The 23,033-nt window shown below is 65.8% G+C and carries 22 protein-coding genes; 5 read left to right on the top strand and 17 right to left on the bottom strand.

The window, feature by feature from the left end; translation table 11 throughout:
• Positions 1-48: 48 nt before the first annotated feature.
• From urtE to urtA, 5 genes are read right to left on the bottom strand one after another with little or no spacing between them, the layout of a single operon-like run.
• Positions 49-741, bottom strand: coding sequence for an urea ABC transporter ATP-binding subunit UrtE (gene urtE / locus WA965_RS26410; RefSeq protein WP_526294251.1), 693 nt, complete (start codon positions 739-741; stop codon positions 49-51).
• Positions 741-1,580: an urea ABC transporter ATP-binding protein UrtD gene (gene urtD, locus WA965_RS26405; RefSeq protein ID WP_526294252.1), complete on the bottom strand. Its 840-nt coding sequence runs from the start codon at positions 1,578-1,580 to the stop codon at positions 741-743. Before urtD ends, urtE begins: the two co-directional genes overlap by 1 nt.
• Positions 1,577-2,701: an urea ABC transporter permease subunit UrtC gene (gene urtC / locus WA965_RS26400; RefSeq protein ID WP_526294253.1), complete on the bottom strand. Its 1,125-nt coding sequence runs from the start codon at positions 2,699-2,701 to the stop codon at positions 1,577-1,579. The genes urtD and urtC overlap by 4 nt, the downstream gene beginning before the upstream one ends.
• Positions 2,698-3,582, bottom strand: coding sequence for an urea ABC transporter permease subunit UrtB (gene urtB, locus WA965_RS26395; protein WP_526294254.1), 885 nt, complete (start codon positions 3,580-3,582; stop codon positions 2,698-2,700). The genes urtC and urtB overlap by 4 nt, the downstream gene beginning before the upstream one ends.
• Before the next feature lie 58 nt (positions 3,583-3,640).
• Positions 3,641-4,906, bottom strand: a complete 1,266-nt coding sequence (gene urtA / locus WA965_RS26390) for an urea ABC transporter substrate-binding protein (RefSeq protein WP_526294255.1) — start codon at positions 4,904-4,906, stop codon at positions 3,641-3,643.
• A gap of 268 nt (positions 4,907-5,174) precedes the next feature.
• Between urtA and WA965_RS26385 the strand changes: the two genes are divergently transcribed.
• Positions 5,175-5,594 carry an Rv2576c family protein gene (locus WA965_RS26385; RefSeq protein ID WP_526294256.1) on the top strand — a complete coding sequence of 140 codons (420 nt, stop codon included), beginning with the start codon at positions 5,175-5,177 and terminating at the stop codon, positions 5,592-5,594.
• A 10-nt stretch (positions 5,595-5,604) separates the two neighbouring features.
• Here WA965_RS26385 and helR read toward each other — a convergent pair whose 3' ends face one another.
• Entirely contained in the window at positions 5,605-7,779 is a 2,175-nt protein-coding gene (helR, locus tag WA965_RS26380; RefSeq protein ID WP_526294257.1) for an RNA polymerase recycling motor ATPase HelR, read from the bottom strand.
• Between the two features lie 121 nt (positions 7,780-7,900).
• On the opposite strand from helR, the gene WA965_RS26375 reads away from it, so the two are divergent.
• Both WA965_RS26375 and WA965_RS26370 read left to right on the top strand, forming a co-directional pair.
• Positions 7,901-8,188: a hypothetical protein gene (locus WA965_RS26375; protein WP_526294258.1), complete on the top strand. Its 288-nt coding sequence runs from the start codon at positions 7,901-7,903 to the stop codon at positions 8,186-8,188.
• 71 nt (positions 8,189-8,259) lie between these two features.
• Positions 8,260-9,267 (top strand): Rv2578c family radical SAM protein, encoded by a 1,008-nt coding sequence (locus tag WA965_RS26370; RefSeq protein ID WP_526294259.1) that lies wholly within the window; start codon positions 8,260-8,262, stop codon positions 9,265-9,267.
• 13 nt (positions 9,268-9,280) lie between these two features.
• Here WA965_RS26370 and thpD read toward each other — a convergent pair whose 3' ends face one another.
• The 8 genes from thpD to WA965_RS26330 all read right to left on the bottom strand — a co-directional run bounded on the left by thpD (position 9,281) and on the right by WA965_RS26330 (position 17,346).
• On the bottom strand, positions 9,281-10,192 hold the full coding sequence (gene thpD, locus WA965_RS26365) for an ectoine hydroxylase (RefSeq protein ID WP_526294260.1): 912 nt from the start codon (positions 10,190-10,192) through the stop codon (positions 9,281-9,283).
• Positions 10,189-10,581 carry an ectoine synthase gene (locus WA965_RS26360; protein ID WP_526294261.1) on the bottom strand — a complete coding sequence of 131 codons (393 nt, stop codon included), beginning with the start codon at positions 10,579-10,581 and terminating at the stop codon, positions 10,189-10,191. Before WA965_RS26360 ends, thpD begins: the two co-directional genes overlap by 4 nt.
• 35 nt (positions 10,582-10,616) lie before the next feature.
• Positions 10,617-11,906: a diaminobutyrate--2-oxoglutarate transaminase gene (ectB, locus tag WA965_RS26355; RefSeq protein ID WP_526294262.1), complete on the bottom strand. Its 1,290-nt coding sequence runs from the start codon at positions 11,904-11,906 to the stop codon at positions 10,617-10,619.
• A gap of 8 nt (positions 11,907-11,914) precedes the next feature.
• A complete protein-coding gene (ectA, locus tag WA965_RS26350; RefSeq protein WP_526294263.1) occupies positions 11,915-12,388 on the bottom strand; it encodes a diaminobutyrate acetyltransferase in 474 nt (157 codons plus the stop codon).
• A 507-nt stretch (positions 12,389-12,895) separates the two neighbouring features.
• Positions 12,896-14,161, bottom strand: coding sequence for an acyl-CoA dehydrogenase family protein (locus WA965_RS26345; RefSeq protein WP_526294264.1), 1,266 nt, complete (start codon positions 14,159-14,161; stop codon positions 12,896-12,898).
• Positions 14,158-15,318 (bottom strand): acyl-CoA dehydrogenase family protein, encoded by a 1,161-nt coding sequence (locus tag WA965_RS26340; RefSeq protein WP_526294265.1) that lies wholly within the window; start codon positions 15,316-15,318, stop codon positions 14,158-14,160. Before WA965_RS26340 ends, WA965_RS26345 begins: the two co-directional genes overlap by 4 nt.
• Before the next feature lie 47 nt (positions 15,319-15,365).
• Positions 15,366-16,595 carry an amidohydrolase family protein gene (locus tag WA965_RS26335; protein WP_178358461.1) on the bottom strand — a complete coding sequence of 410 codons (1,230 nt, stop codon included), beginning with the start codon at positions 16,593-16,595 and terminating at the stop codon, positions 15,366-15,368.
• A 124-nt stretch (positions 16,596-16,719) separates the two neighbouring features.
• Entirely contained in the window at positions 16,720-17,346 is a 627-nt protein-coding gene (locus WA965_RS26330; protein ID WP_526294266.1) for a TetR/AcrR family transcriptional regulator, read from the bottom strand.
• A gap of 107 nt (positions 17,347-17,453) precedes the next feature.
• Here WA965_RS26330 and WA965_RS26325 point away from each other — a divergent pair, with 107 nt between their 5' ends.
• Positions 17,454-18,338, top strand: coding sequence for an acyl-CoA thioesterase (locus WA965_RS26325; protein WP_526294267.1), 885 nt, complete (start codon positions 17,454-17,456; stop codon positions 18,336-18,338).
• On the opposite strand, the gene WA965_RS26320 is transcribed toward WA965_RS26325, so the two are convergent.
• Positions 18,335-19,966, bottom strand: a complete 1,632-nt coding sequence (locus tag WA965_RS26320) for a DUF885 family protein (RefSeq protein WP_526294268.1) — start codon at positions 19,964-19,966, stop codon at positions 18,335-18,337. The two genes, WA965_RS26325 and WA965_RS26320, sit on opposite strands and share 4 nt — an antisense overlap.
• Entirely contained in the window at positions 19,959-20,852 is an 894-nt protein-coding gene (ypfJ, locus tag WA965_RS26315; protein ID WP_526294269.1) for a KPN_02809 family neutral zinc metallopeptidase, read from the bottom strand. The genes WA965_RS26320 and ypfJ overlap by 8 nt, the downstream gene beginning before the upstream one ends.
• A gap of 74 nt (positions 20,853-20,926) precedes the next feature.
• On the opposite strand from ypfJ, the gene WA965_RS26310 reads away from it, so the two are divergent.
• Positions 20,927-22,411 carry a carboxylesterase/lipase family protein gene (locus WA965_RS26310; protein WP_526294270.1) on the top strand — a complete coding sequence of 495 codons (1,485 nt, stop codon included), beginning with the start codon at positions 20,927-20,929 and terminating at the stop codon, positions 22,409-22,411.
• 5 nt (positions 22,412-22,416) lie between these two features.
• Here the strand turns inward: WA965_RS26310 and WA965_RS26305 are convergent, their stop codons facing one another.
• A complete protein-coding gene (locus WA965_RS26305; protein WP_526294271.1) occupies positions 22,417-22,923 on the bottom strand; it encodes an SRPBCC family protein in 507 nt (168 codons plus the stop codon).
• Between the last annotated feature and the right edge of the window lie 110 nt (positions 22,924-23,033).

The following is a 23,033-nucleotide window of genomic DNA, read 5'->3' as shown; positions in this document are numbered from 1 at the left end:
GGCGTGTCGTGGGCAAACACGCTCGCTCGCCCGGAGATCGAGGTGCCGCTAGATGGCCATCGCGGCGCGGACGTCGGCTTCGGACGCCGAGCCTCCCGTGCCGCTGGAGGTGACCCGGCCGGCCTCGAGGATGTAGTAGCGCTGCGAGGACTCCAGCGCGAACCCGATGTGCTGTTCGACGAGCAGCACGCCCAGGCCGCCACGGGCGGTCAATGTGGTGATGGCCTCCTCGATCTCGGCCACGACCGACGGCTGGATGCCTTCGGTCGGTTCGTCGAGGATCAGGCATTTCGGTGTCGTGATGAGCGCCCGCGCGATCGCGAGTTGCTGACGCTGACCGCCCGAGAGGAGGCCGGCCCGACGGGTCAGCAATTCCTTGAGCGCGGGGAACAGGTCGAGTTGCTCGTCGATGAGTTGCTTGCCGTTCTTACGGCCGTCGGCGACGACCTGCAGATTCTCCGCTGTGGTCAGCTGTCCGAACGACTGCTGGCCCTGCGGCACATACGCCAGCCCCCGGGCCACCCGGGCGCTGGGTCGCAGCTTGGTGATGTCGTCGCCGTTGAACAGCACCTTGCCCGACGTGCACTTGAGCAGCCCGACTGCTGCGCGCAGCAGTGTGGTCTTCCCGGCCCCGTTGTGGCCCATCACTGCCGCGACGCCGTCGGAGGGAACCTCGATGCTGGCACCGTGGATGACTTCACTGCGGCCGTAGCCGGTGCGGACGTCGACCAGTTCGAGCATCAGGAGTTCTCCTCGGTGAGTTCGTCGGCGATCCCGGCAGTACCGGCCGCCGCGGTCCCCAGATAGACCTCCTGGACCTTCGGGTTGGCTTGCACCTCGGCAACGGAACCCTCGGCGATCACATGCCCGCGGGCCAGCACGGTGACCGAGGTGGCGAAGGCCCGCATGAAGTCCATGTCGTGTTCGACGACGACGACGGTCCGCTCACCGCCGATGCGGCGCAACAGGTTTCCCGTTTCCTCGCGTTCTTCGTGGCTCATGCCCGCGACTGGCTCGTCGAGCAGCAGCACGTCGGCGTTCTGCACCAGCAGCATGCCGATCTCGAGCCACTGCTTCTGCCCGTGTGCGAGGACCCCGGCGGGTTTCTCCGCCAAGTGGGTGAGCCCGGTGATCTCGAGGGCCTCCTCGATCGCGGGGAGCACGCCGTTGCGACGTCGCAGCAGTGCCCACGGCGACCGTCGCGCGCCGGCGGCGATGTCCAGGTTCTGCAGCACGGTCAGCTGTTCGAAGACGCTGGCCGTCTGGAAGGTCCGCCCGACACCCGCCCGCGCGATCTGGTGCACCTTCTTGCCCAGCAGTTCGACACCGGACTTGCTGACCGAACCGGTCGCCGACACAAGGCCGGTGATCGCATCGATCACCGTCGTCTTACCCGCACCGTTGGGGCCGATCAGGAACCTCAGGTCACCCTGGAACAGCGTGAGGTCCACGTCGGTGACGGCTTTGAACCCGTCGAAGTCGACTGTCAGGCCCCGTACTTCGAGGTACTGGGTACCCATGCCGACATTGCCGCCGACTTTCGGGCCGCGTTCGCCGGTGATGGATTCGGTCTCCGTCATGAGCGGGCGCCCACCTTCTCTGCATCGGGATCGGGATCGACTTCAGACACCTTCTCGGAATCTCCGTCGACGCCGTCCTTGGCCTTCCGGCGCCGTTTGGCCAGCACCGCCAGTCCGGCGAACCCGGCGGGGAAGAAACCGACGACGACGATGAAGAGCAGGCCCTGTGCGTAGGTCCACTCCGACGGAAAGCGCTCGGAGAACAGCGTTTGCGCCCATGCCACACCGATGGCTCCCAGCACGGGACCCAGCAGCGTGGTACGCCCGCCGATCGCGACGCCGATCAGGAAGGCGATGGACGGCAGGATGCCGACCTGCGACGGCGCGATGAACCCGACTATCGGCGCGAACAACGCGCCCGCGATGCTCGCGAACAGCGCCGCGACCGTGTAGGCGACCACCTTGATGTTGGCCGGGTCGTAGCCCAGGAACCGCACCCGCTCCTCACCGTCGCGCACGGCGACCAGCAGTTCGCCGTAGCGGCTCTGCATCAGTTGGCGCACGACGGCCACCACGATCAGCAGCACCGCGGCGGCGATGAAGTACAGCATCCGCCGGTTCGCCGGATCGTTGAGCGCGAAACCGAAGAACGTGCGGAACCTGTTGAGCCCGTTGCTGCCACCCAGGCTGGTCTGACCGACGAGCAGGATGGCCAGTGCCGCGGCCAGCGCCTGGGACAAGATCGCGAAGTAGGCACCCTTGACCCGGCGCTTGAACACGCCGAGTCCGAGCGCAGCCGCGATCGCGGTGGGTACCAGCACGATCGCCAGCAGGGTGAACGCCGGAGAGGCGAAAGGTGCCCAGTAGCCGGGCAATTCGCGAACACCGGCGATCTGCATGAAGTCCGGAACGCCGTTGCCGTAGATCTCGGCGTCGGCGATCTTGAGATGCATGCCCATCATGTAGCCGCCGAGGCCGAAGAAGACGCCCTGCCCCAGGACCAGCATGCCGCCGCGTCCCCACGCCAGCCCGATGCCGACCGCGACGATGGCGAAGCACAGGAACTTGCCGAGCAGGCTGAGCCGGAAGTCGGAGAACACCAGGGGCGCCACCCCGAACAGCAGCACCGCGGCAATGCCGAAGCCGGCCCAGGTCTGCCATCGACCGAGGAGGGTTCTCATACCAAACTCCTTGTCCTGACGGTGAACAGACCCTGCGGGCGGACCTGCAGGAAGATCACGATGATGACGAAGACGATCACCTTGGCCAGCGATGCTGTCGTGTTGTACTCGATGAACGAGTTCAGGAAGCCCAGTGCGAACGCCGCGATCACGGTGCCCTTGATCTGTCCGAGACCGCCCACGACGACCACCAGGAACGCATCGATGAGGTAGCTCTGCCCGATCGTCGGGCTGGTGGACCCGATCAACGTCAGCGCCACCCCCGCCACGGCGGCGAGTCCGGATCCGATGAAGAACGTCATGATGTCGGTCTTGCGGGACGAGATGCCGCTGGTTTCAGCGAGATCGCGATTCTGTACGACCGCCCGGATCCGGCGTCCCATCGGGCTGACCTTGAGGACTGCGGCCAGCACCGCGACGCAGACGACCGCGAGTACCAGGATGAAGATGCGGGTCTTGGGGACGACCGCACCGAGGATGTCGACACCGCCGGACAACCACACCGGTGCCACCACGTTGACCGCGGGGGCACCGAAGATGTCTCGTGCGACCTGCTGCAGGATCAGGCCGACGCCGAAGGTCACCAGCAAGGTGTCCAGCGGTCGGGAGTACATCCGCTGGATCAGCGTGACCTCCAACAGGGCGCCCATCGCGCCGCCGATGAAGAACCCGAGGACCAGCGAGATGATCAGCGAGACACCGGCACTCGACACGATCTGCTGGACGACGTACGCGGTGTAGCAGCCGGCCATGATGAACTCGCCGTGCGCCATGTTGATGACGCCCATCTGGCCGAACGTCAATGACAACCCCAGTGCAGCCAGCAACAGGATCGAGCCGAGGCTCAATCCTGTTGCCAGCTGTCCGATCAGGACATCCATACGTACCGACTTCCCGTCGCTTCGCTCGCCACCTGCATGTCCGCTGTAGCCCCGGTCGTCAGCCGGAGAGGCCGGCAGCCCACGGGTAGGACTTCAGGAACGGATCCGGCTCGATGGGGCCGGGGGACTCCCAGATCGTGTAGATCAGTCCGTCCGGACGGATCTCACCGATGCGCGCGGTCTTGGTGATGTGGTGGTTCTCGCCGTCGATCGTGACCAGGCCTTCCGGCGCGTCGAAGGTGACTCCGTCCGCGTTGTCCTGAATCGCCTTGACGTCGAACGACTGTGCCTTCTCGACGGTGTTCTTCCACAGGAAGACCGACACGTAGGCCGCCTCCATCGGATCGGACGTCGGCTTGTCGGCGCCGAACTTCGCCTTGTAGGCCTCGACGAACGCGTTGTTCACCGGGCTGTCGATGGTCTGGTAGTAGTCCCACGCCGTCAGCTGGCCGTCGATGTTCTGCACACCGATGCCGCCGACCTCTTCCTCGGCGATGGACACCGACACCACCGGCATGTCCTGAGGGGTCAGGCCGACGTTCTTGTACTCCCGGAAGAACGCCACGTTGGAGTCGCCGTTGAGGGTGTTGAACACCGCGTCGGCGTCGGCGCTGCGGACCTTGTTGATGATCGTGGAGAAGTCGGTCGAGCCCAGCGGGGTGTAGTCCTCGCCTTTGATCTCCATACCGTTGGCTTCGGCGTACGCCTTGATGATGCGGTTGGCGGTCTGCGGGAAGACGTAGTCGCTACCGACCAGGTAGAGGGACTGGGCGCCCTGCTCTTTGAGGTAGTCGAGGGCGGGCACGATCTGCTGGTTGGTGGTCGCGCCGGTGTAGAAGATGTTGGGGGATGACTCCAGGCCCTCGTACTGCACCGGGTAGTAGAGCAGTGAGTTGCTGCTCTCGAACACCGGCAGCATCGCCTTGCGGCTCGATGACGTCCAGCCGCCGAACACCGCAGCCACGCAGTCGCTGCTGATCAGCTTCTCGGCCTTCTCGGCGAACACGGTGGGTTCTGAGGCGCCGTCCTCGGCGACCACCTGAATCTGCTTGCCCATCACCCCGCCCTCGGCGTTGATCTGCTCGACCGCCAGATCGATGGCGTTGCGAACCGTCACCTCCGAGATCGCCATGGTGCCCGACAGCGAGTTCAGCGCACCGACCTTGATGCTTTCGCCAGAGGTGTCGACGCAGGACTCGGCGTTTGCTGCTTCCGTGTCGCTGGCCTTACTTCCGCAGCCCGCCAACAACAGGCTGGTGACTGCTACGACACTTCCCGCGGCTAGCGCGGAACGTTTGAACGAAGAGCGTCGAGGTAGTTCCATGAACGGCCTTTCTGGGTGTCAACAGCGCTCATTCCCTGATGAGGCGTTGAGTCGGGGGCAACTTCAGTGCGCTCAGAGCGCAGAAGCAACAACACCGCGTGGGTGTCGAATCGGGACGTTAGAGCGCCTGTGTTTCTGCAAAATGTCTGTGTGTGACGAACAAATTAACGTGTCGACATTCGCGTAAGTCGTTTGCCGTTAACCTGTTCGGGGGCCGGGGGACTGTCCTCGGGGTAACGATCCGGTAGCGTCCGGCGATGTGACGGACATGCGAACAGCTACAGCCAAAGTAGGGGCGGTCCTGATGGCGGCGGCGGCATCGGTTGCGGTCAGCCAGGTCACCGCGAATGCCCAACCGGCCGGTCAACAGGTTCGGTACTCGGTGACCTCAGCAGGCGCCTACGAGTTCGAACTCTTCTACCTGACATCACAACCGCCGAGCATGGAGGCGTTCAACGCCGACGCCTACGCGTTCGCCAAGCGGGAGAAGGTCACCCTCGCGCCCGGCGTGCCCTGGGTGTTCGAGACGACGATGGCGGATCCGCAGTGGGCGATACTCACGGCGAGCAGCACCGCGCGCGGCGGGCAGGCGGCGCCGAATGCGCACTGCGACATCGCGGTCGACGGTCAGGTGCTGACCCAGCACGACGATCCGCACAACGTCAGGTGCCAACTCGGGGAGTGGTAGCCACTCCGGACTACTGTTCGCTCAGCCCTGACAGGGCCGACGGCAGTGGACCGATGTGCAGCACACCGAGACGCTGGGTGGCGCGGGTCAGGGCTACATAGAGTTCGGCCGCGCCACGTGGCCCGGCGGCGAGGATGCGCTCCGGCTCGACCACCAGCACGGCATCGAACTCGAGTCCCTTGATGTCTGCCGGTGACACCGCACCGGGCACTCCCGGCGGCCCGATCACGATGCTGGTGCCGTCGCGTGCGTCTTCGTCTCTGGTGAAATCCTCGATGGCAGAGGCCAGTTGGTCCGCGGTGACGCGTCGTGACCAGGGCGCGACGCCGGTCGCGCGCACCGACTCCGGCGGTGTCACCCCCGGCGCCAACTCGGCAAGCAGCGTCGCGGCAACGGACATGATCTCGGCCGGGGTGCGGTAGTTGGTCGACAGCGGGCGATAGAGCCACCGGCCGGGGACATAGGGCTCCAGCATCTCGGCCCATGAGGTGGCGCCGGCCGCCGATCGCCGCTGGGCGAGATCGCCCACGACCGTGAACGACCGGCTCGGGCACCGCCGCATCAGCACCCGCCAGTCCATCGCGGACAGCTCCTGGGCTTCGTCGACAACCACGTGCCGGTAGGTCCATTCCCGATCTGCGGCGGCACGCTCGGCGAGGTCACGGTTGTCGCGTTGGGTGAATCGGTCTGCCAGATCCTCGGCACCGATGACGTCCTGGGCGAGCAGGTGGTCCTCGTCGTCCATCAGGTCTTCGCGACTGATCATCAGGTCCAGGACACCGGCGGCGTAGGCGGCCTCCTCCTGCCTCTCGCGTTCGGCGGTCTGGTCGGCGAGTTTGTCGCGGCCCAGCAGGTCGACCAGTTCGTCGAGCAGAGGCACGTCCGACACCGTCCAAGCGTCGCCCTGGGCGCGCCAGAGCGCCTCGTCGGCGCCCGCCGCGCGCAGCCGCTCGGGTGATGTGTAGAGCTCTGCCAGAAGGGTTTCCGGCGTCAGGATCGGCCAGAGTTCGTCCAGCGCTGCGGCGAACCCGGCATGGTCGCCGAGCTCATCGACCAATTCGGCCCGCAGATGCTCCCAGGCCGCCTTGTCATCACGCGTCAGCCAGCCCTTCCCGATCTTGGGTATCGCCCGCTCGGTGAGCACCCAGGTGATCACATCGATGAACACGGCACGGGCGTCGTTGTGTGACTGCTTGCTGGCCCGAGCCTCCTGGATGGCCCATTCGGCGGTCTCGGCATCGATGCGCACCGAGGTGTCCGCCAGGTCGATCGGCAGCGGCTGTTCGGGGACGCGCTGCCGGTCGGCGATCGCCGCCCCGAGCACATCGAGGATCTTCAGTGAGCCCTTCAGCCGGATGGCGTCTTCGGTGTCCTCCGCGGTGACGCGGAGCCCGGGGAGCAGGTCACCGGTGGTCATGAACACCACGTTGGATTCGCCGAGCGATGGCAGGACCCTCCCGACGTGGTCCAGGAACGCCGGGTTGGGCCCGATGACGAGCACCCCGTGATGTTCGATGCGCTGGCGCTGGGTGTAGAGCAGGTACGCCACTCGGTGCAGTGCGACGACGGTCTTCCCGGTTCCCGGTCCGCCTTCGATCACCAGAACTCCCTGGTGATCGAGTCGGATGATCTCGTCCTGCTCGGCCTGAATCGTGGAAACGATGTCGCGCATGCCGTCGCCACGGGGAGCGTTGACGGCCGCCAACAGCGCGGCGTCGCCGCGCCCGCCCCGCTCCTGGGCACCCGGGCGGCCAAGGATCTCGTCGGTGAAATCCAGGATGTGGCGACCGCGGGTGTGGAACTGGCGCCGCAGGTGCATATCCTCCGGCGAGGCGCCGGTCGCCACGTAGAACGCCCGTGCCGCGGGTGCCCGCCAGTCGAGCAGCAGGGGTTCGTAATCGTCGTCGGCATCGAGAAGGCCGATCCGGCCGATGTACAGACGCTCGCCCGACACGCTGTCCAGCCGCCCGAAGCACAGCCCGCTGTCCGCCACGTCCAACCGGGTCATCTGGTTGGCGAGCACACGCACCTCGGCGTCGCGTTCCACCAGCGTCCCGCCGGTGCCCCGCAGCGCGGCGCGATACCTGCCGACCACTCGTGCACGTTCGGCGTCCAACCGCGTGTACAACCCGGCCACATAGCCTCGCTCGGACTGCAATTCCTCGTCGTGCTTCTCAGTCGACATGTGCCCCTAATGTTCTGCCGTTGTTAGTGATTGTGCGGCACGATCCGGGCACTGCCAAAGTCGTCCGGTTCGCCACGCGCCGAATGTTTGGCTGCGCCGCCCAGGGGCAACAGACTCGGTCATGACGTATGGGACGACGACGCTGCTTTCCGTCGCGGCACTGGCCGCAATCCTGAGTGGATGCTCGCAGGTCGAGGAGGTGACCAACCAGGGCGGCGATACCAGTTGTGAGGACTATCTGGCCGCCGACGAGGCGGAGCAGAACGAGTCGATCACCAAGATGCTCACCGATGAAGGCAAGAACGAACCGGCCAACACCGAACTCGCCGGGACCAGGTTGTCTGTCACCACGTACTGCCAGACCGTCGGCACACCGGAAAGTACGATCAAGGAGGCACCACACCTCTGACGTGGTGGCATCCGGGGATGCCCGCACGCGCCGCCGATTGACATGAGATCGAACATATGTTCGCATAGGTCATGCGGTGGGATCGGCAGGCAGTCAGCGCGGACGACGGCGCGCTACCGGGGTTGCAACGCATCGGCTTGGTCCGCAGCGTACGGACCCCTCAATTCGAGGGAATCACGTTCCACGAGGTGTTGTGTAAGTCGGCGTTGAACAAGATCCCCGCGGCGTCGATGCTCCCTTTCGAGTACACCGTCAACGGCTACCGGGGGTGCTCGCACGCGTGCCGGTACTGCTTCGCCCGGCCCACCCACGAATATCTGGAGTTCGACTGCGGTCGTGATTTCGATTCCCAGGTGGTGGTGAAGACCAACGTCGCCGATGTATTGCGCCGCGAACTCCGTCGTCCGTCCTGGGCGCGTAAAACCGTTGCGCTGGGCACGAATACAGACCCGTACCAGCGGGCTGAGGGACGCTATACGCTGATGCCGGGCATCATCGGGGCGCTCGCGGAATCCGGCACGCCGTTCTCCATCTTGACCAAGGGCACATTGCTGCGACGCGACCTGCCGCTGCTCGTCGACGCCGCACGCCGGGTCGATGTCAGTGTGGCGGTGTCGCTTGCCGTCGGCGATCCCGACTTGCACAGCCAGGTCGAGCCCGGCACGCCGTCACCGCAGGCGCGTCTCGGACTGATCTCGGCCATTCGTGATGCCGGTCTCGACTGTCACGTGATGGTGGCGCCGGTGCTGCCGGGTCTGACCGATTCGCAAGAGCATCTCGACGCGCTGTTGGGCCGGATCGCGGCCGCCGGCGCGACGTCCGCCACGGTGTTCGGCCTGCATCTCCGCGGTTCGACCCGGGGCTGGTTCATGGATTGGCTGGCAGCTACCCACACCGAACTCGTCGCCGAGTACCGCCGGCTCTACCGGCACGGCGCCTATCTGCCGCCGCACTACCGCGAGGAACTGAGGAACCGGGTGGCGCCACTATTGACCAAGCACCGGCTGGCGGGCGTGTCAGTCCGCAGCCGGCCGCGCCCGCCCGAACCGGTGGTGGCAGCTCAGCAGACGCTGTTCTGATCCTGCCGCCGACTCAGGTGACGTCGGCGACGCTGAACGGCTGGTCGGACCGCGCGGCCAGATACTCGGGGCGGGGTGCAGACGCCCGGAACGGATCACCCAGAAGATTCTCCACCGAATTGAACACCAGGAAGATGTTGGACCGCGGGAACGGCGTGATGTTCGACGCGGACCCGTGCATCATGTTCGAGTCGAACCACAGGGCATTGCCGGCCGGGCCGGTGACCTGCTCGATGCCGTGCTGGTCGGCCGCCATTGTCAGGGTGGCCCGATCAGGGACGCCGATCTCCTGCTTGACCAGTGAGGCCGAGTGGTGGTTCTGAGGCGTCGCACCGACGCACGGGTAGAAGGTCTTGTGCGAGCCCGGCATCACCATGAGGGCGCCGTTGTAGGGGAAGTTCTCGGTGAGCGCGATGGAGCACGACACCGCCCGCATCAACGGCATGCCGTCCTCCGCGTGCCACGTCTCGAAATCGGAGTGCCAGTAGAAGCCGCCACCGGTGAATCCCGGCATCATGTTGATGCGCGCCTGGTGCAGGTAGACGTCGGAACCCATGAGCTGGCGCGCCACGGGCAGCACGGTGTCGAGGGTGACCACCTCGGCGATCAGGTCGCTGAGCAGGTGCGGTTGGAACACCGAGCGGATGCCGCCGGACGACTCACGGATGATCCGCGGGTCGGACGCGTCAGCGCGCGTGCCGATCTGCTGCAGTTCGTCACGAAGGGGCGGGAGCCAATTCTCCTCGACGGTCCGGGGCCGGACCAGGAAACCGTTTTCGGCGGCTGATTGCAGCTCGGCGTCAGTCAACGGGCCGTCGGCCTCCTGGCCCCACACCGTCGGCTCGATGCGGGCGATCGGCTCGACGGCATGCTCCAGCCGGGTGGGGTAGCGGTCATGGCGCCGGTCGACTGCGGGCGCGGTCATCGGACTGCCACCGATGGTGGGTATGCCCCGGTCTCGTCGTGCACCTCCTGCCCTGTGACGGGCGGGTTGAACACGCAGAGCATGCGCATTTGTGTGGTGCAGCTGACGCGGTGCCGTTCATGGCCGTTGAGCAGGTACATCGTTCCCGGGCTCAGCGGGTGCTCCTCGCCGGTCTCGCGATTGGTCAGGGTGCCGATGCCCTCGACGATCCAGACGGCCTCGACGTGGTGCTGGTAGTGGAACTCGCTGACCGTACCGGCCGCGATCGTCGTCTCATGGAATGAGAAGCCCACGCCGTCGTCGGCGAGGATGATCCTTTTCGACCGCCAGTTCTCGGCCGACACGTCGCGGTCGGTGCCGGTGATATCGGCGGTGGTGCGCACGATCAAGGTCTCATCTCCTTTCAGATCAGATGGGGGCCGCCTCAGGACAGGGTCGCGGCGACCGCTTCTGCCAGGATATCGATGCCGGAATCGAGATCGGCCGCGGTGGTGGTCAGCGGCGGGAGCAGCTTGACCACCTCATCTGAGGGGCCGCTGGTCTCCATCAGCACACCGCGATCGAATCCCGCGCGGCAGACTTCAGAGGCCAACGCGGTGTCGGCGAACTTCAGCCCCTGCGCCATTCCGCGACCACGCGCACTGATGCCCTCATGGGTGGCGGCGATCTGCTCGAGGCGGTCTCGGACCTGTCCACCTTTCGCTGATGTTTCCTCGGCGAACGACGATGTGCTCCAGTACGTTTCGAGAGCCTTCGTCGCGGTGATGAAGGCAGGATTATGGCCACGGAAGGTTCCGTTGTGCTCACCGGGGGTCCACACGTCCAGCTCACGCCGGAAAAGTGTCAGCGCCATCGGCAGGCCGTACCCACTGATCGACTTGGACAGGGTGACGATGTCAGGCACGATCCCGGCCTCTTCGAAGCTGAAGAACTGCCCGGTGCGTCCACAGCCCATCTGCACGTCGTCGACGATCAGCAGAATGTCCCGGCGGCGGCACAGTTCGGCCAGGGCTTGCAGCCATTCGGCACGGGCCACGTTCAGTCCGCCTTCGCCCTGAACCGTCTCGACGATCACCGCGGCAGGATGGTTCAGCCCGCCGCCGGAGTCGTCGAGCACCCGCTCGAACCAGTGGAAGTCCTCGGTCGCGCCGCCGAAGTAGTTGTCGTAGGGCATCGGAGTCGAATGGACCAGCGGGATTCCTGCGCCGGCGCGCTTCATCGAGTTCCCGGTGACCGACAACGCTCCCAGGGTCATGCCGTGAAATGCGTTGGTGAAGTTGATGATCGATTCCCGACCGGTGACCTTGCGAGCCAGCTTCAGCGCGGCCTCGACGGAGTTGGCGCCGGTGGGGCCGGGGAACTGCACCTTGTAGTCCAGGCCCCGGGGACGCAGGATCAACCGCTCGAACGTCTCGAGGAAGTCGGTCTTGGCCGATGTCGCCATGTCCAGCGAGTGCACGATCATGTCGTTGGACAGGTAGTCGAGGAGTGGCTTCTTGAGGGCCGGGTTGTTGTGCCCGTAGTTCAGCGCTCCCGCGCCGGCGAAGAAGTCGAGGTATCGGCGGCCCGCGGCATCGGTCAGCCAGGATCCCTGGGCGACCTCCATAGTGGTGGGCCAGCTGCGGCAGTAGCTGCGAACCCCCGATTCGACCTGTTCGTACACGTCGGGAAGGTCGGACTCGGACATGGGCGCGTTGAGAGTGGGGAGTGACATGGGTCCTTTCACGGATGTGAGGGGGCGAGCGTCGCGGCGATCGGGCCGATCCGCAATATCGGTTCGTCTTCGTGTGCCTCGTCGGCGTCGAGATGCGCGGCCACAAATCGTGGGTGCTCGCTCATCGGTACGCCGTGCCGTCGTGCGAAACCTCCGAAAAGCGCGCGCGAGGCGGTGTTGGTGGGGGCGACCGTGGCCTCCACGGTGACAGGGTGGCCATGGCGATCTTCGCGGACCCGGCGGGTGAGGGCATCGAGCATGCAGGCGGCCAAGCCGGTGCCTCGCGCTGAAGCGGCAACCGCCACCTGCCATACGAACAGCACCTCCGGCCGCGTCGGCGGGTGGTAGCCGGTGATCAGCCCACAGAGATCGCCGTCGCGAACAGCCACGATGCTGGTGTCGGCGAAGTCTGTTGCCATCAGCAGGTACGCGTAGGTGGAGTTGAGGTCGAGGACTTCGGTTTCGCCGACCAGGCGCCGCATGGCGACCGCATCGGCATCGGTGGGCCGACGGAGAGATCGCTCCCACGAATACGATTGTCCAACTTGGCGATTCGCCTCGCCTGAGCCTGCGATCGGACTCTCTGGTCCATCACGCAGCTTGTGTACATCCACTGAGATTTTGGTTCACCACCGAACAAGTCATCAAATAAGTCAGTTACGTTTCACGGCGTATCGACCGTATTTCAGCAAATCTCTGGAATCAAGCTGTGACGTCGCTGTAATCGGCCGTCCGACAGCCGCGACAACCGCCGTCACCTGCTCGAATGGTGTACTGACGGCGGCCGCTCACCCTTTTGGTGCTGTTACCGAATCGTTATGAAACGATGTCCTGACGATGGTCGTTCGCGCGTGAAATCACCTGAGTGGCAACGGCTTACATGGACGGCAAGGTCACCGTCGATATGATCTGGGTCACATCTTGGGCAAAGAGTTCGCACCCGGTCGGGTGTGGTGTGCCACCACGCGGGGCACGGTGGGTGATGCCGGTTACTGTCGGCCGCGCTTCACCTGGTTGAAGGGGACGCCTCGATCGGCGGCGGGTTCCCGCGGGAACCCGAGAATCCGTTCGCCGATGACGTTGCGGGCCATCTCCGAACTGCCACCGCCCAACGAGCCCGTCTGTCGGGACAGGTAACGCACGCCGACGTCGTCCATCAGGCCGGCGAGATCGCCACCCTCGTCGACCACGCCCGCGGTGCCGGCGATCGCCAGCGCGGTGTCGACCTCCAACTCGGTGGTCTCGGCATGGAACAACCGGATCAACGTGCCGGCGTTGGGCGGCAGTGAGCCGTCTGAGATGGCTTGTGAGACATGGTGGATGAGCTGATCCTTGACCACCCGGCGCACCAGTGCGCGGCCGGCCAGGTCCTGAACCCGGGCGTCCTCGCCCTGCCCGGTGGCTTCGGCCAGCGCGACATGGTCGGGCGGCATCTCACTGGCGTTCTCAGCGCCGGTTCCGCTGGCGAACTCAGAGCCACCGCCCACCGCGCGCCGCTCATGGAACAGCTGGCGGGACGCCACTTCCCACCCCTTGTTGACCTCACCCACAACGGCGTCGTCATCGAGTTCGAGGCCGTCGAAGAACTCTTCGCAGAACTCCTCGGAGCCGTTGACCTCCTTGATGCGGCGCATCGTGATTCCCGCAGCCTTCAACGGCACCAGGAACATCGTCAGACCTTCGTGTTTGGGGACGGTCCAGTCGGTGCGCGCCAGCAGCAGCCCGTAATCGCCGGCGAATGCGCTGGTGCTCCACGTCTTGGCGCCGTTGACCACCCAGGTGCCGTCTCGCCGGTCGGCTCTGGTGATGACACCGGCCAGATCCGAGCCACCGCTGGGTTCGCTCAACAGCTGCACCAGGATCTCGTCGCCGCGGATCGCGGCCGAGATGCGTTCGCGTTTCTGGGCTTCGCTGCCCATGTCGAGAATCGTGGCGGCACAGATGGTGAAGGTCGGGACGTTGAGAATCAGTGGCATCTCATAACGGCGGCACTCGGCGTCGAACGCCTTCTGGTAGGCGTAGTCCAATCCCAGACCGCCGTACTCGCGCGGGAAGCAGATGCCCGCGAATCCGCCGTCGTGGAGTCGCTTCTGCAGTTGCTTGGCGTGGTCCCATGATGACTGCTCGGCGCGCACCGAAAACGGGGGATTGTCGGGGTCGACCCGCGGCATGTTCTCGGCCAACCAAGCCCGTGCGCGTGCCGCGAAGTCGGCTACCGATTCGGTCGCCTGCGTTGACATCGCGGTATCGGTCATGGATTCGACTCCTGCGTCTTCGCTTCGCGGGCGCGCGGCTTGGCGCTCAGTGCGTACACCGCGCGGTGGTGGTCTTCGGGGGAACCGAACATCGCCCGGTACAGCGCAACCCGTCTGAGATACAGGTGAAGATCGTGCTCCCAGGTGACGCCGATCCCGCCGTGCAGTTGCACGCAGTCCTGCAGCATCGCCGGAGCGCGTTCCGCCACATAGGCTTTGGCGACGCTGGCGAACTTCTGAGCCTCGGGCGAACGAGCCGACACCGCCGCAACAGCTCCCGCCGTGGTGGCCCGGCACGCCTCGAACCACATCTTCATGTCGGCCGCACGGTGCTTGAGTGCCTGATAGGACGCCAACGGCCGGCCGAAGCTGTGTCGGTCGAACAGCCACTGGTTGGTCATCGCCAGGACCGCGTCGAGGATTCCGACGATCTCGGCGCACTGGAGCACAACGGCGATCTGCTGCTGGCGCTCGATGATGTCCGGGGTCTGCTCGGCGGTACCGACGGCGGCGGATTCGTCCACCTCGACGGCGTCGAATTGCACTCGCGCGTAACGCTTGACCAGGTCGACGGACTTCTGCGGGGTCACCGTGATCCCGGCGGTGTCGATGGGCACCAGGAACTGCCTGATCTGGCCGTCGCAGGTGGCGACCACGAGCACAGCGTCGCAGTCGGTTCCTGCTTCGACCCGGTCCTTCACGCCGTCGATCCGGTAACCGGATTCGGTGCGCGTGGCGGTCGTGCCGGGCTGTAGCGGAGCAAACGGCCGGGTGGGCTCATAAACCGCCCAGGATGCCACCGCTTCGCCGCTCACCAGGGCTTCGATGAACGCCTCATGCCCGCCAGGCGCGTCGACGAGTCCGGTCAGCACGACGCTGACCGGATGCAAGGGTCCCGGCGCGACCGTGTGGCCGATCTGTTCGGCGACCAACGCCAGGTCGGCGACACCGTCGCCGGAGACACTGCCCCCGCCGAGTTCTTCCGGTACCAGCAGACTGGCCCAGCCCAGCTCGGCCGCCCGCTGCCACCAGTCCTTTTCGAAGGCGTCACCGGATGCGTGCAGTCCCCGCACACTGCTGAGCGAGCCTTCCTTCTCCAGGAACGCCTGGGTGGTGGAGGCGAAGAGCATCCGCTCCGGATTGGCGATGTCGGTCATGGGATCGGTCCAGCCTCTTTGCGCTCGCAGATGTTTCGGTGTCGGGGTCAGGTCAGGACGAGCGCGGGCACATCCGGCTTGTAGACCTTCTTGCTGGGGACCTTGAAGAGGTCGACCATGTTGCCGCCCATCACCTTTCGGACGCCGCTGTCGTCGAGCCCCATCCGCTCGAGGTCGCTCACCAGGTTGATGGGGTCCGCCAGGCCCTCGGGGTGCGGCCAGTCCGAGCCGAAGATGACGCGGTCGATCCCACACAGATCCGCCATCTGCTTGAAGTCGTCCTCCCAGAACGGGGCGACGTAGACGCATCGCTTGAACGCCTCGATCGGATCCTCGGGGAACTCCTGCGGCATCTTCGAGTAGACGTCTTTGAATTGATAGAACAGGTAGGGCACCCACGAGGCACCGTTCTCGACCGACAGGATGCGCAGATCCGGGTTGCGGGTCAGCGCACCGTGGCACACCAGCGCCGCCATGGTGTCCTCGATGGGACGCTTACCCATGGCGACCATCCGGAATGAAGTCGGTTTGAACGGCTTGAACTCGTCGCCGGGCTCCCAATCATTGAGGTACGCCGCATATCCGCTGTCCGACGCGTGCATGGACACCGGGATGCCGGCCTTCACGCAGGCGTCCCAGAAGGGATCGAACTCGGGTAGGCCGAAGGAACGGCTGCCGCGATACCCGGGGACCGGTGCGGGCCGCACCAGAACGGTCTTGGCGCCGCGCTCCACGCACCATTCGAGTTCCTCGATCGCACGGTCGACGTTGGCGAGGTTGATGACCGGGGTGGAGAAGATGCGATTCTCGTAGTTGAACTGCCATGTCTCATACATCCATTGGTTCAACCCGTGGACGATGTCGAGGATGGCTTCGGGATCGTCCTTGAGGCGCTCCTCGACCAGGGATGCCAGCGTGGGGAACATCAACGTGTAGTCCAGGCCGAGTCCGTCGAGCACCTCGAGGCGGGCCTCGGGGTTGCGGAATGCGGGGATCGCCTTCATGGGCTTGCCCATGATCTCGCGGAAACTCTTGCCACCGCTGCCGTGCCGGAAGTACTCCTCCTGGGCGCCGGGCTTGGCGACGACCTCGAACGTCGGGTTCGGGATGTAGTCGCTGATCGTGTTGCGAACCATGATCTTGGTGCGGCCGTGCACCTCGATGTAGTCGATGATCCCCTTGCGGTGATCCGGCAGGAACTGTGTCAGCGCCTCTTTGGGCTCGTAGAAGTGGTTGTCGGCATCGAACACCGGATAGTCGAGGATGCGAGACGGCATGATGTGGGCTCCTGACATGTCGTATTTGCGCGAAGCGGTAATGGCATTACCGCTTCAGTGGTAACGACATTACCACGCCTGAGTGTAACGATGCCAGAACTGCTCATGCCGTCATAGTCGCTGTTCAGGGCGATTTAGCGGCGAGGCCGCGGAGGCAGAACCGATACAGGTGGCCGCCGTCGATCGGGATCCCGTTCAGCTCCGCGCCCAGTTCACGCATCGGCAGTGCTCCCAGCACGGTCTGCATCATGATCGCGGCATCGGTGTCGACGTCGAGGTCGGCGCGAAAGACGCCCTCGGTGATACCGCGGCGCAGCACGTCGCTGACGAGTTCGTGCAGTGGCGCGAGAACCTTGGCGAATTCCTTGGGCCGGGTCTCGAGCAGGTGATCGTTGTAGTACGTCAATCCCCGGTTGATGCTGTCCTGGGTGGTGGATTCGGCTGGTGCGCAGATGCGCTCGAACAGCACGCGCAACGCGTCGTCGCTGTTCATCGGCCCGATCTCGGCACGCCACCGCTCGGTGGCGTCGGCCATGATCCTTTCGACCAGGGCCAGCAGCAGCTCGTCCTTGGTGGCGAAATGCTGGTAAAACGCCCGCAGTGAAGTCTTGGAGCGCTCGACCACCTCGAGGACGGTGAAATCGGTGCGTCCCGTCTCGCCGAGTATCGCCAGCGCCGACCGCATGAAACGGCTGGCGCGGGATTCGGGTTCGGCGCTCACTGCGGGTTCCGGCTGAGCCTTTGCCGACATGCCGCACCGCCTTTCGCTCCGGGATAGGTGTTGGTAATGACGTTACCGCTATCGGCGAACCTCGGTTACTGTTCCCTCGACAGTTACCGAGAGGGAGGCGCTTGAGGATGACGACGGATTCGGCGCAGGTGCAGTGGACGGTCCAGGAATTGCTCGATCTCTTCGACGCCAGGCCCGGTGAAACCGACACGTTCACCGCGCAGACCGGACCCGCAGGCGAGGATGAGCGGCAGGTGGTCGAGGGCACCCAGGTCCTCGCGCAGTCGATCGTGGCTGCTGCCAAGCGGTTTCCGGACAAGTCGGTGCGCTCGGTGCACTCGGTGTTCGCCCGGGCCGTCATGGTCGGTGCCGGACCGGTAGAGCTCGGCATCGATGTCGTCAGCGAAGGTCGTTCCACGGCAACGGCAGTCGTGACGGCGACGCAGAACGGCAAGCGCTGCATCACGACGACGGTGCTCGCCGACGTGCCGACCGGCGATGTGATCCGTCATCACCTGCCCCGGCCCGAGGTGTCTGGCCCCGTCGACTCCCATCTGTCCCCGATGCCCATGACCGGCCGTGAGTTGCGCCTGGTCGACGTCGAGGACGTGAACAGTCCCGACGAGGTCGGTCCACCGGAACTGTATGCCTGGCTGCACTACGATCCGATCCCCGAGCGGGACGACCTCGCCAAGGCGCTCATAGCGTATTTCACCGGACACCTTGGCATTTCGACGACGATGCGGGCACACGAAGGCATCGGGACCAGCCAGGCGCACCTGACCGTCTCGACCGCTCCGATGACGGTCTCGGTCAGCTTTCACGAGCCGGTGCGCTGGGACGGCTGGCTGCTGTACACCCACGAGAGCACCCAGGTGGGTGCCGGCATGTCCTACGTCCGCGGGGCGGTGCACACCCAGGACGGCGAGCTCATCGCATCTTTCGCCCAGGACGCCCTCATCCGTCCGCTGCGACAGGTCGACACCTCGATCAAGGAGCAGTCGCGCCTCTAAGCCGCCACGGCTGAGCGCAGCACGTCCAACGGCAGACCGCCGAGATCCAATGCTCGGCTGTGGAACTCCTTGAGCGAGACTCCTCGGGCCTGCACCTCGTCGCGCAACTGCTGCCAGATCCGCTGCCCGATCGCATAGGAGGGCGCCTGGCCGGGCCAGCCGAGGTAGCGGTCCAGTTCGAACCGAAGATTCTCCTCGGCCATCGCACTGTGCGACTGCAGGAAGGTCCACGCACGATCGGCGTCCCAGATGCCGCCGTCGGGCGCAGTCAACCCGCAGTGCACTCCGATGTCGATGACGACTCGTGCGGCCCGGAAACGTTGGGCATCAAGCATTCCCATGCGGTTGCCGGCGTCGTCGAGCCAACCGAGATCGGCCATCAACCGTTCGGCGTAGAGCGCCCAGCCCTCCCCGTGCCCGGACACCCAGCACCCGAGCCTGCGCCACCGGTTGAGTTGATCGGCCAGCGTCACCGCGCGCCCGATCTGCAGATGATGCCCCGGGACACCTTCGTGGAACACCGTGGTGGTCTCCTGCCAGGTGTGGAACGTGGTCACGCCGTGGGGGACCGACCACCACATCCGTCCGGGCCGGGTCAGGTCTTCTGACGGCCCGGTGTAGTAAATGCCGCCGGTGTGGGTCGGCGCGATCCGGCACTCGAGGTTGCGCAGCGGTTCGGCGATGTCGAAATGGTGCCCGGCCAGGGAATCGACCACGCGGTCGGAGAGATTCTGCATCCACTGCTGCAGCGCATCGGTGCCGTCGATGAGGTAACGCGGTTCGTCGTCCAGTCGCCGCAGCGCCTCGGCAGCCGAAGCGCCGGGATAGAGCCGACCCGCGATCGAATCCTGTTCGGCCACAATGCTCTGCAATTGATCGAGGCCCCAGTGATAGGCCTCGTCGAGATCCACCTCCGCTCCCAGGAACGATCGGGACAGCACGTTGTAGGCATCGCGCCCGCAGGCGTCCACGTCACGAGCGTGCGGGCCGATGTCGTCGCGGAACACCGTCATCAGGGATGCGTACGCGCCGGCCGCCGCCTCGGCGCTTCGGCTCAGTTCGTCGCGCAGGGTGTCGTCACCGACAGAGGCGGCGGCGACCATGTCGACGAAGAGATGCTGAATCTGGCCGGATTGTTCGATGGCCCTCCGCACCTGACGCGCAGCAGGCGCGCGACCGGCCGACACTGCGGCGCGCAAGCCGTCGGCATAACCGGCGACCCGCCTCGGGATGACCGACAGCCTGCGGTTGATCACCGCCCAGTCGTCATCGGTGTCGGTGGCCATCAGGTCGAAGACGTCGCGCATCGTCTGCAGCGGTGACGCGATCACGTTCAGCTCGCCGAGGTCCAGACTTGCTTCGTGCTTGTCGATCAGCACCCCGAGTCGCTCGCGCATCGCGGCGACGGTGACCACGTCGACGTCGTCGACGGGTTCGGCCCCGGCCAGCTCCCGCAACGCGACCCGGGCCGCGTCGGCCCGCGCGGTCACCCCGTCGGGCGAGTAGTCGGTGATCTGGTCGTCGTATCCGGCGATACCTGATTCGGTTGCCGCACAGGGATCGAGTGCTGCCGATGCGGTGAGGTAACGCTCGGCGACGGCGTCGACGGCGGTGGTGGGCCTAGCCAAGGTTGTTGGTGGCGAAGGTGTCGCACTGGGCAGGGTCGCCGGTCTGGTAGCCGATGGTGAACCACTTCTGCCGCTGCTCGGACGAACCGTGTGTCCACGACTCCGGGTTGACCCGTCCCGTCGCCGCCTCCTGGATCCGGTCGTCACCCACCGCTGCGGCCGCCGACAGTGCGTCGGAGATGTCCCGGTCGCTCAACGGCTCCAGGAACGGCACATCGGTGCCTTCCTGTTTGGTGATGGCCGCGAAGTGTGCCCACACGCCCGCATAGCAGTCGGCCTGCAACTCGGTGCGGACACCGCCACCCGTGGGGCCTTCGGGATCCTGCTGGGCGCGGCCGAGCACGCCCTGCAGGTTCTGCACGTGGTGGCCGAACTCGTGGGCGACCACATATTCCTGAGCGAAAGGTCCGCCGCTGGAGCCGAACTGGGTGACCAGTGTGTCGAAGAAACTAGTGTCGAAGTAGGCGGTCTGGTCGACAGGGCAGTAGAACGGACCCACGGCGCTGTCAGCGAAGCCGCACCCGTCGGTATCGACGCCACCGGTGAACAACTCGACACGCGGTCGGGTGTATCCGGGCATCAGCTGCCCCCACACCCCGTCGAGTGAGTTGCCCGTCGCCACGACCCGGCACTGCACGATGGCGTTCGCGTCCGCGCCGGTCCTGCACTGGCTCAGATCGAAGCCCGGAGCCTCGACGCCCTGGGTGTCCATCTGTGACTGCTGGGGGAGCACTGTGCCTGGATCGACGCCGAGGAACAAGGCGACCACCACGATCAGCAGCCCGCCGATACCGCCGCCGACCGCGATGCCGCGGCCGGGACCTCGGCCCCCGCCGCTGCTGGACGTGGTGCTGGTGTCGATCTGCATGCCCTCGTTGAAGGTCATTGCGCCACCTCATCAACTTTCGCCGCCGCGCCTGCCACCCAGGCCGGTCAAGCTTTGCACATACGATTTCTCCTGTGGCAGTTGTTGTCGGACATTCCCCGGTGGTGCACACCGCCTCGGGGTCCCTGCGCGGCGATACCGAGGGCGGTATCGGTGTCTGGCGCGGTGTGCCGTATGCCGCGCAACCGGTGGGGCAGCGCCGGTTTCTGGGGCCGGGCCCGCTCGAGTCGTGGCAGGGGGTGCGGGATGCGCGCGAACACGGTCCGCTGCCGCCGCAGACCAAGTCGTTCGTCGGCGGCGGGCGTGACGATCCGAAGGTGCGTGACGAAGCGTGTCTGACCCTGACGGTGTGGTCGCCGGACACCACCGCGGCACTGCCGGTCATGGTGTGGATCCCCGGGGGCGCCTTCGTGTACGGCGCCGGGCAGTTCCAGCTGTACAACGGCTCGCGGCTGGCGGCCAACGGCAACGTGGTGGTGGTCAACATCACCTACCGGATCGGGGTGTTCGGCGGGTTCGAGCTCAGCGACCTCGGCGACGGTTTCGACGACAACCTGGCGCTGCGTGATCAGATGGCCGCGTTGCGCTGGGTACGGGACAACATCTCCGCCTTCGGCGGGGATCCGTCTCAGGTCACCGTGTTCGGCGAGTCGGCCGGGGCCACGTCGGTGTTGGCCTTGCTCGCCAGCCCCGCGGCCGAGGGGCTGTTCCACCGGGCGATCGCGCAGAGTCCCGCGCTGCCGCTGATCGCCGACCGCGAACTCCGGGCAGCCCGGGCACATGAGTTCCTCGGACGTCTCGGGGTGGATGCAACCCAGGTCAAGGCGTTGCCGCAGCGCCAACTACGCCGCGCGGCCGGGATGGTGCAGCTCAGGAGCGCGGCCACCACCCCGACACTGGCCTACGGCTTGACCCACGGCACGGAGTTGCTTCCCCGGCATCCGGTCGAGGCCGCCCGAACCGGTGAGTTGGCGCGGATGCCGCTGATCATCGGTACGAACAGCCACGAGGCTTCGATGTTCGCCTGGACCAAACCGCCGATGCTGCCCACGACGCAGCCCACGGTCGACGCCTACTTCGCGCGGGTGGCACCGGAGGCCAAAGAGCGTGTGCTGCAGGCATACCCGGACTATCCGCGCCGCCGCGCGCTGATCGATCTGGGATCCGACGTCATGTTCGGAGCCCCTTCCTGGGCGTTCGCCGACGCTTACAGCGCGTACGCGCACACCCGCGTGTACCGTTTCGACCACTTCGGGCTGAGCCTGCGCATGCTGGGTCTCGGTGCCACGCACGGCAGCGAGATCGTGCATGTTCAGCACAGCTATGCGTCGTTCATCGGCCGCAAACTGCATCCGTTCGGCCGGCGACTGCAGCCACCGGTAGGTCGCCGGATGCAGCGCGCGTGGCTGGATTTCGCCCACGGCGAGGGGGTGGGGGAGGCGGACTGGCCCGTCTACGAAACCCCGCGCCGACGCACCCGGCTGATCACCACCGCCCGCGACGTCGTCGCCGAAGACCCCGACGCGGTCCGGCGGACCGCGTGGGACGGGGTGTACTAGGGCGGTTATCCGGTGCCGAAACGTTCGTCGGTGTACCGGCGCAGTTTGTGCAGGAAACTCTGGAACATCCGGCCCATCACGGGTTGGCCCACGAAGAGCCCGAACCGCCCTGCCGGGCCGCTGGGCTTCATCGCCATGATCCACGTCAGATGACAACCGGTCGCCGTGGGTAGGACGTGGTAGTCCTCGGCGAAGGCGGCGATGGCGCCGGTGGTGGATGCGTTGAAGCGAAAGGCCATTCGGGTGAACGGTTCCCACGCCAGGAACTCCTCGTCGCCGATGATGCCGCCGCGCATGTCGACCGTGCGGGTGGTGCCGACGCCCCGCGGTTGGGGGCTGGTCCAGGTCACTTTGGTGATGACGCTCGCCCACTGTGGCCACGAGGTCTCGTCGGCGAGCACCTCGAAGAGTTGTTCCGGGGTGATCGCCAGGTCGACCGTGCTGACGAAGCGGTACGGCGCCCGGTCGACGAACTCCAGATCGACGCGTTCGCAGGGATGACGCTTGGCCATGTGCCCGTCCCTTTCGCAGCTTGAGCCTCACTGGACAGATCACGATAGCTGTCTAGTCAGAGCGCCGGGCGCGCCCCTTAGACTGAGCAGTCGTTTGAGAACCTGACTCG

This window comes from Mycobacterium sp. (genome assembly GCF_049683935.1).
In the GTDB taxonomy this organism is placed as follows: Bacteria; Actinomycetota; Actinomycetes; order Mycobacteriales; family Mycobacteriaceae; genus Mycobacterium.
The sequence above is the reverse complement of the archived record's forward strand: the minus strand, read 5'-3'. Positions and strand labels throughout refer to the sequence as shown.

Coding starts and splice junctions, on each gene's coding strand:
- ectB (WP_526294262.1), bottom strand. CDS start 11,906: ATGTCACTCCCCACTCTCAACGCGCCCATGTCCGAGTCCGACCTTCCC.
- helR (WP_526294257.1), bottom strand. CDS start 7,779: ATGTCGACTGAGAAGCACGACGAGGAATTGCAGTCCGAGCGAGGCTAT.
- thpD (WP_526294260.1), bottom strand. CDS start 10,192: ATGACCGCGCCCGCAGTCGACCGGCGCCATGACCGCTACCCCACCCGG.
- WA965_RS26325 (WP_526294267.1), top strand. CDS start 17,454: ATGACGACGGATTCGGCGCAGGTGCAGTGGACGGTCCAGGAATTGCTC.
- urtC (WP_526294253.1), bottom strand. CDS start 2,701: ATGAGAACCCTCCTCGGTCGATGGCAGACCTGGGCCGGCTTCGGCATT.
- ectA (WP_526294263.1), bottom strand. CDS start 12,388: ATGCGGCGCCTGGTCGGCGAAACCGAAGTCCTCGACCTCAACTCCACC.
- urtA (WP_526294255.1), bottom strand. CDS start 4,906: ATGGAACTACCTCGACGCTCTTCGTTCAAACGTTCCGCGCTAGCCGCG.
- urtE (WP_526294251.1), bottom strand. CDS start 741: ATGCTCGAACTGGTCGACGTCCGCACCGGCTACGGCCGCAGTGAAGTC.
- WA965_RS26375 (WP_526294258.1), top strand. CDS start 7,901: ATGACGTATGGGACGACGACGCTGCTTTCCGTCGCGGCACTGGCCGCA.
- WA965_RS26335 (WP_178358461.1), bottom strand. CDS start 16,595: ATGCCGTCTCGCATCCTCGACTATCCGGTGTTCGATGCCGACAACCAC.
- ypfJ (WP_526294269.1), bottom strand. CDS start 20,852: ATGACCTTCAACGAGGGCATGCAGATCGACACCAGCACCACGTCCAGC.
- WA965_RS26345 (WP_526294264.1), bottom strand. CDS start 14,161: ATGACCGATACCGCGATGTCAACGCAGGCGACCGAATCGGTAGCCGAC.
- WA965_RS26385 (WP_526294256.1), top strand. CDS start 5,175: ATGCGAACAGCTACAGCCAAAGTAGGGGCGGTCCTGATGGCGGCGGCG.
- urtD (WP_526294252.1), bottom strand. CDS start 1,580: ATGACGGAGACCGAATCCATCACCGGCGAACGCGGCCCGAAAGTCGGC.
- WA965_RS26330 (WP_526294266.1), bottom strand. CDS start 17,346: ATGTCGGCAAAGGCTCAGCCGGAACCCGCAGTGAGCGCCGAACCCGAA.
- urtB (WP_526294254.1), bottom strand. CDS start 3,582: ATGGATGTCCTGATCGGACAGCTGGCAACAGGATTGAGCCTCGGCTCG.
- WA965_RS26340 (WP_526294265.1), bottom strand. CDS start 15,318: ATGACCGACATCGCCAATCCGGAGCGGATGCTCTTCGCCTCCACCACC.
- WA965_RS26370 (WP_526294259.1), top strand. CDS start 8,260: ATGCGGTGGGATCGGCAGGCAGTCAGCGCGGACGACGGCGCGCTACCG.
- WA965_RS26305 (WP_526294271.1), bottom strand. CDS start 22,923: ATGGCCAAGCGTCATCCCTGCGAACGCGTCGATCTGGAGTTCGTCGAC.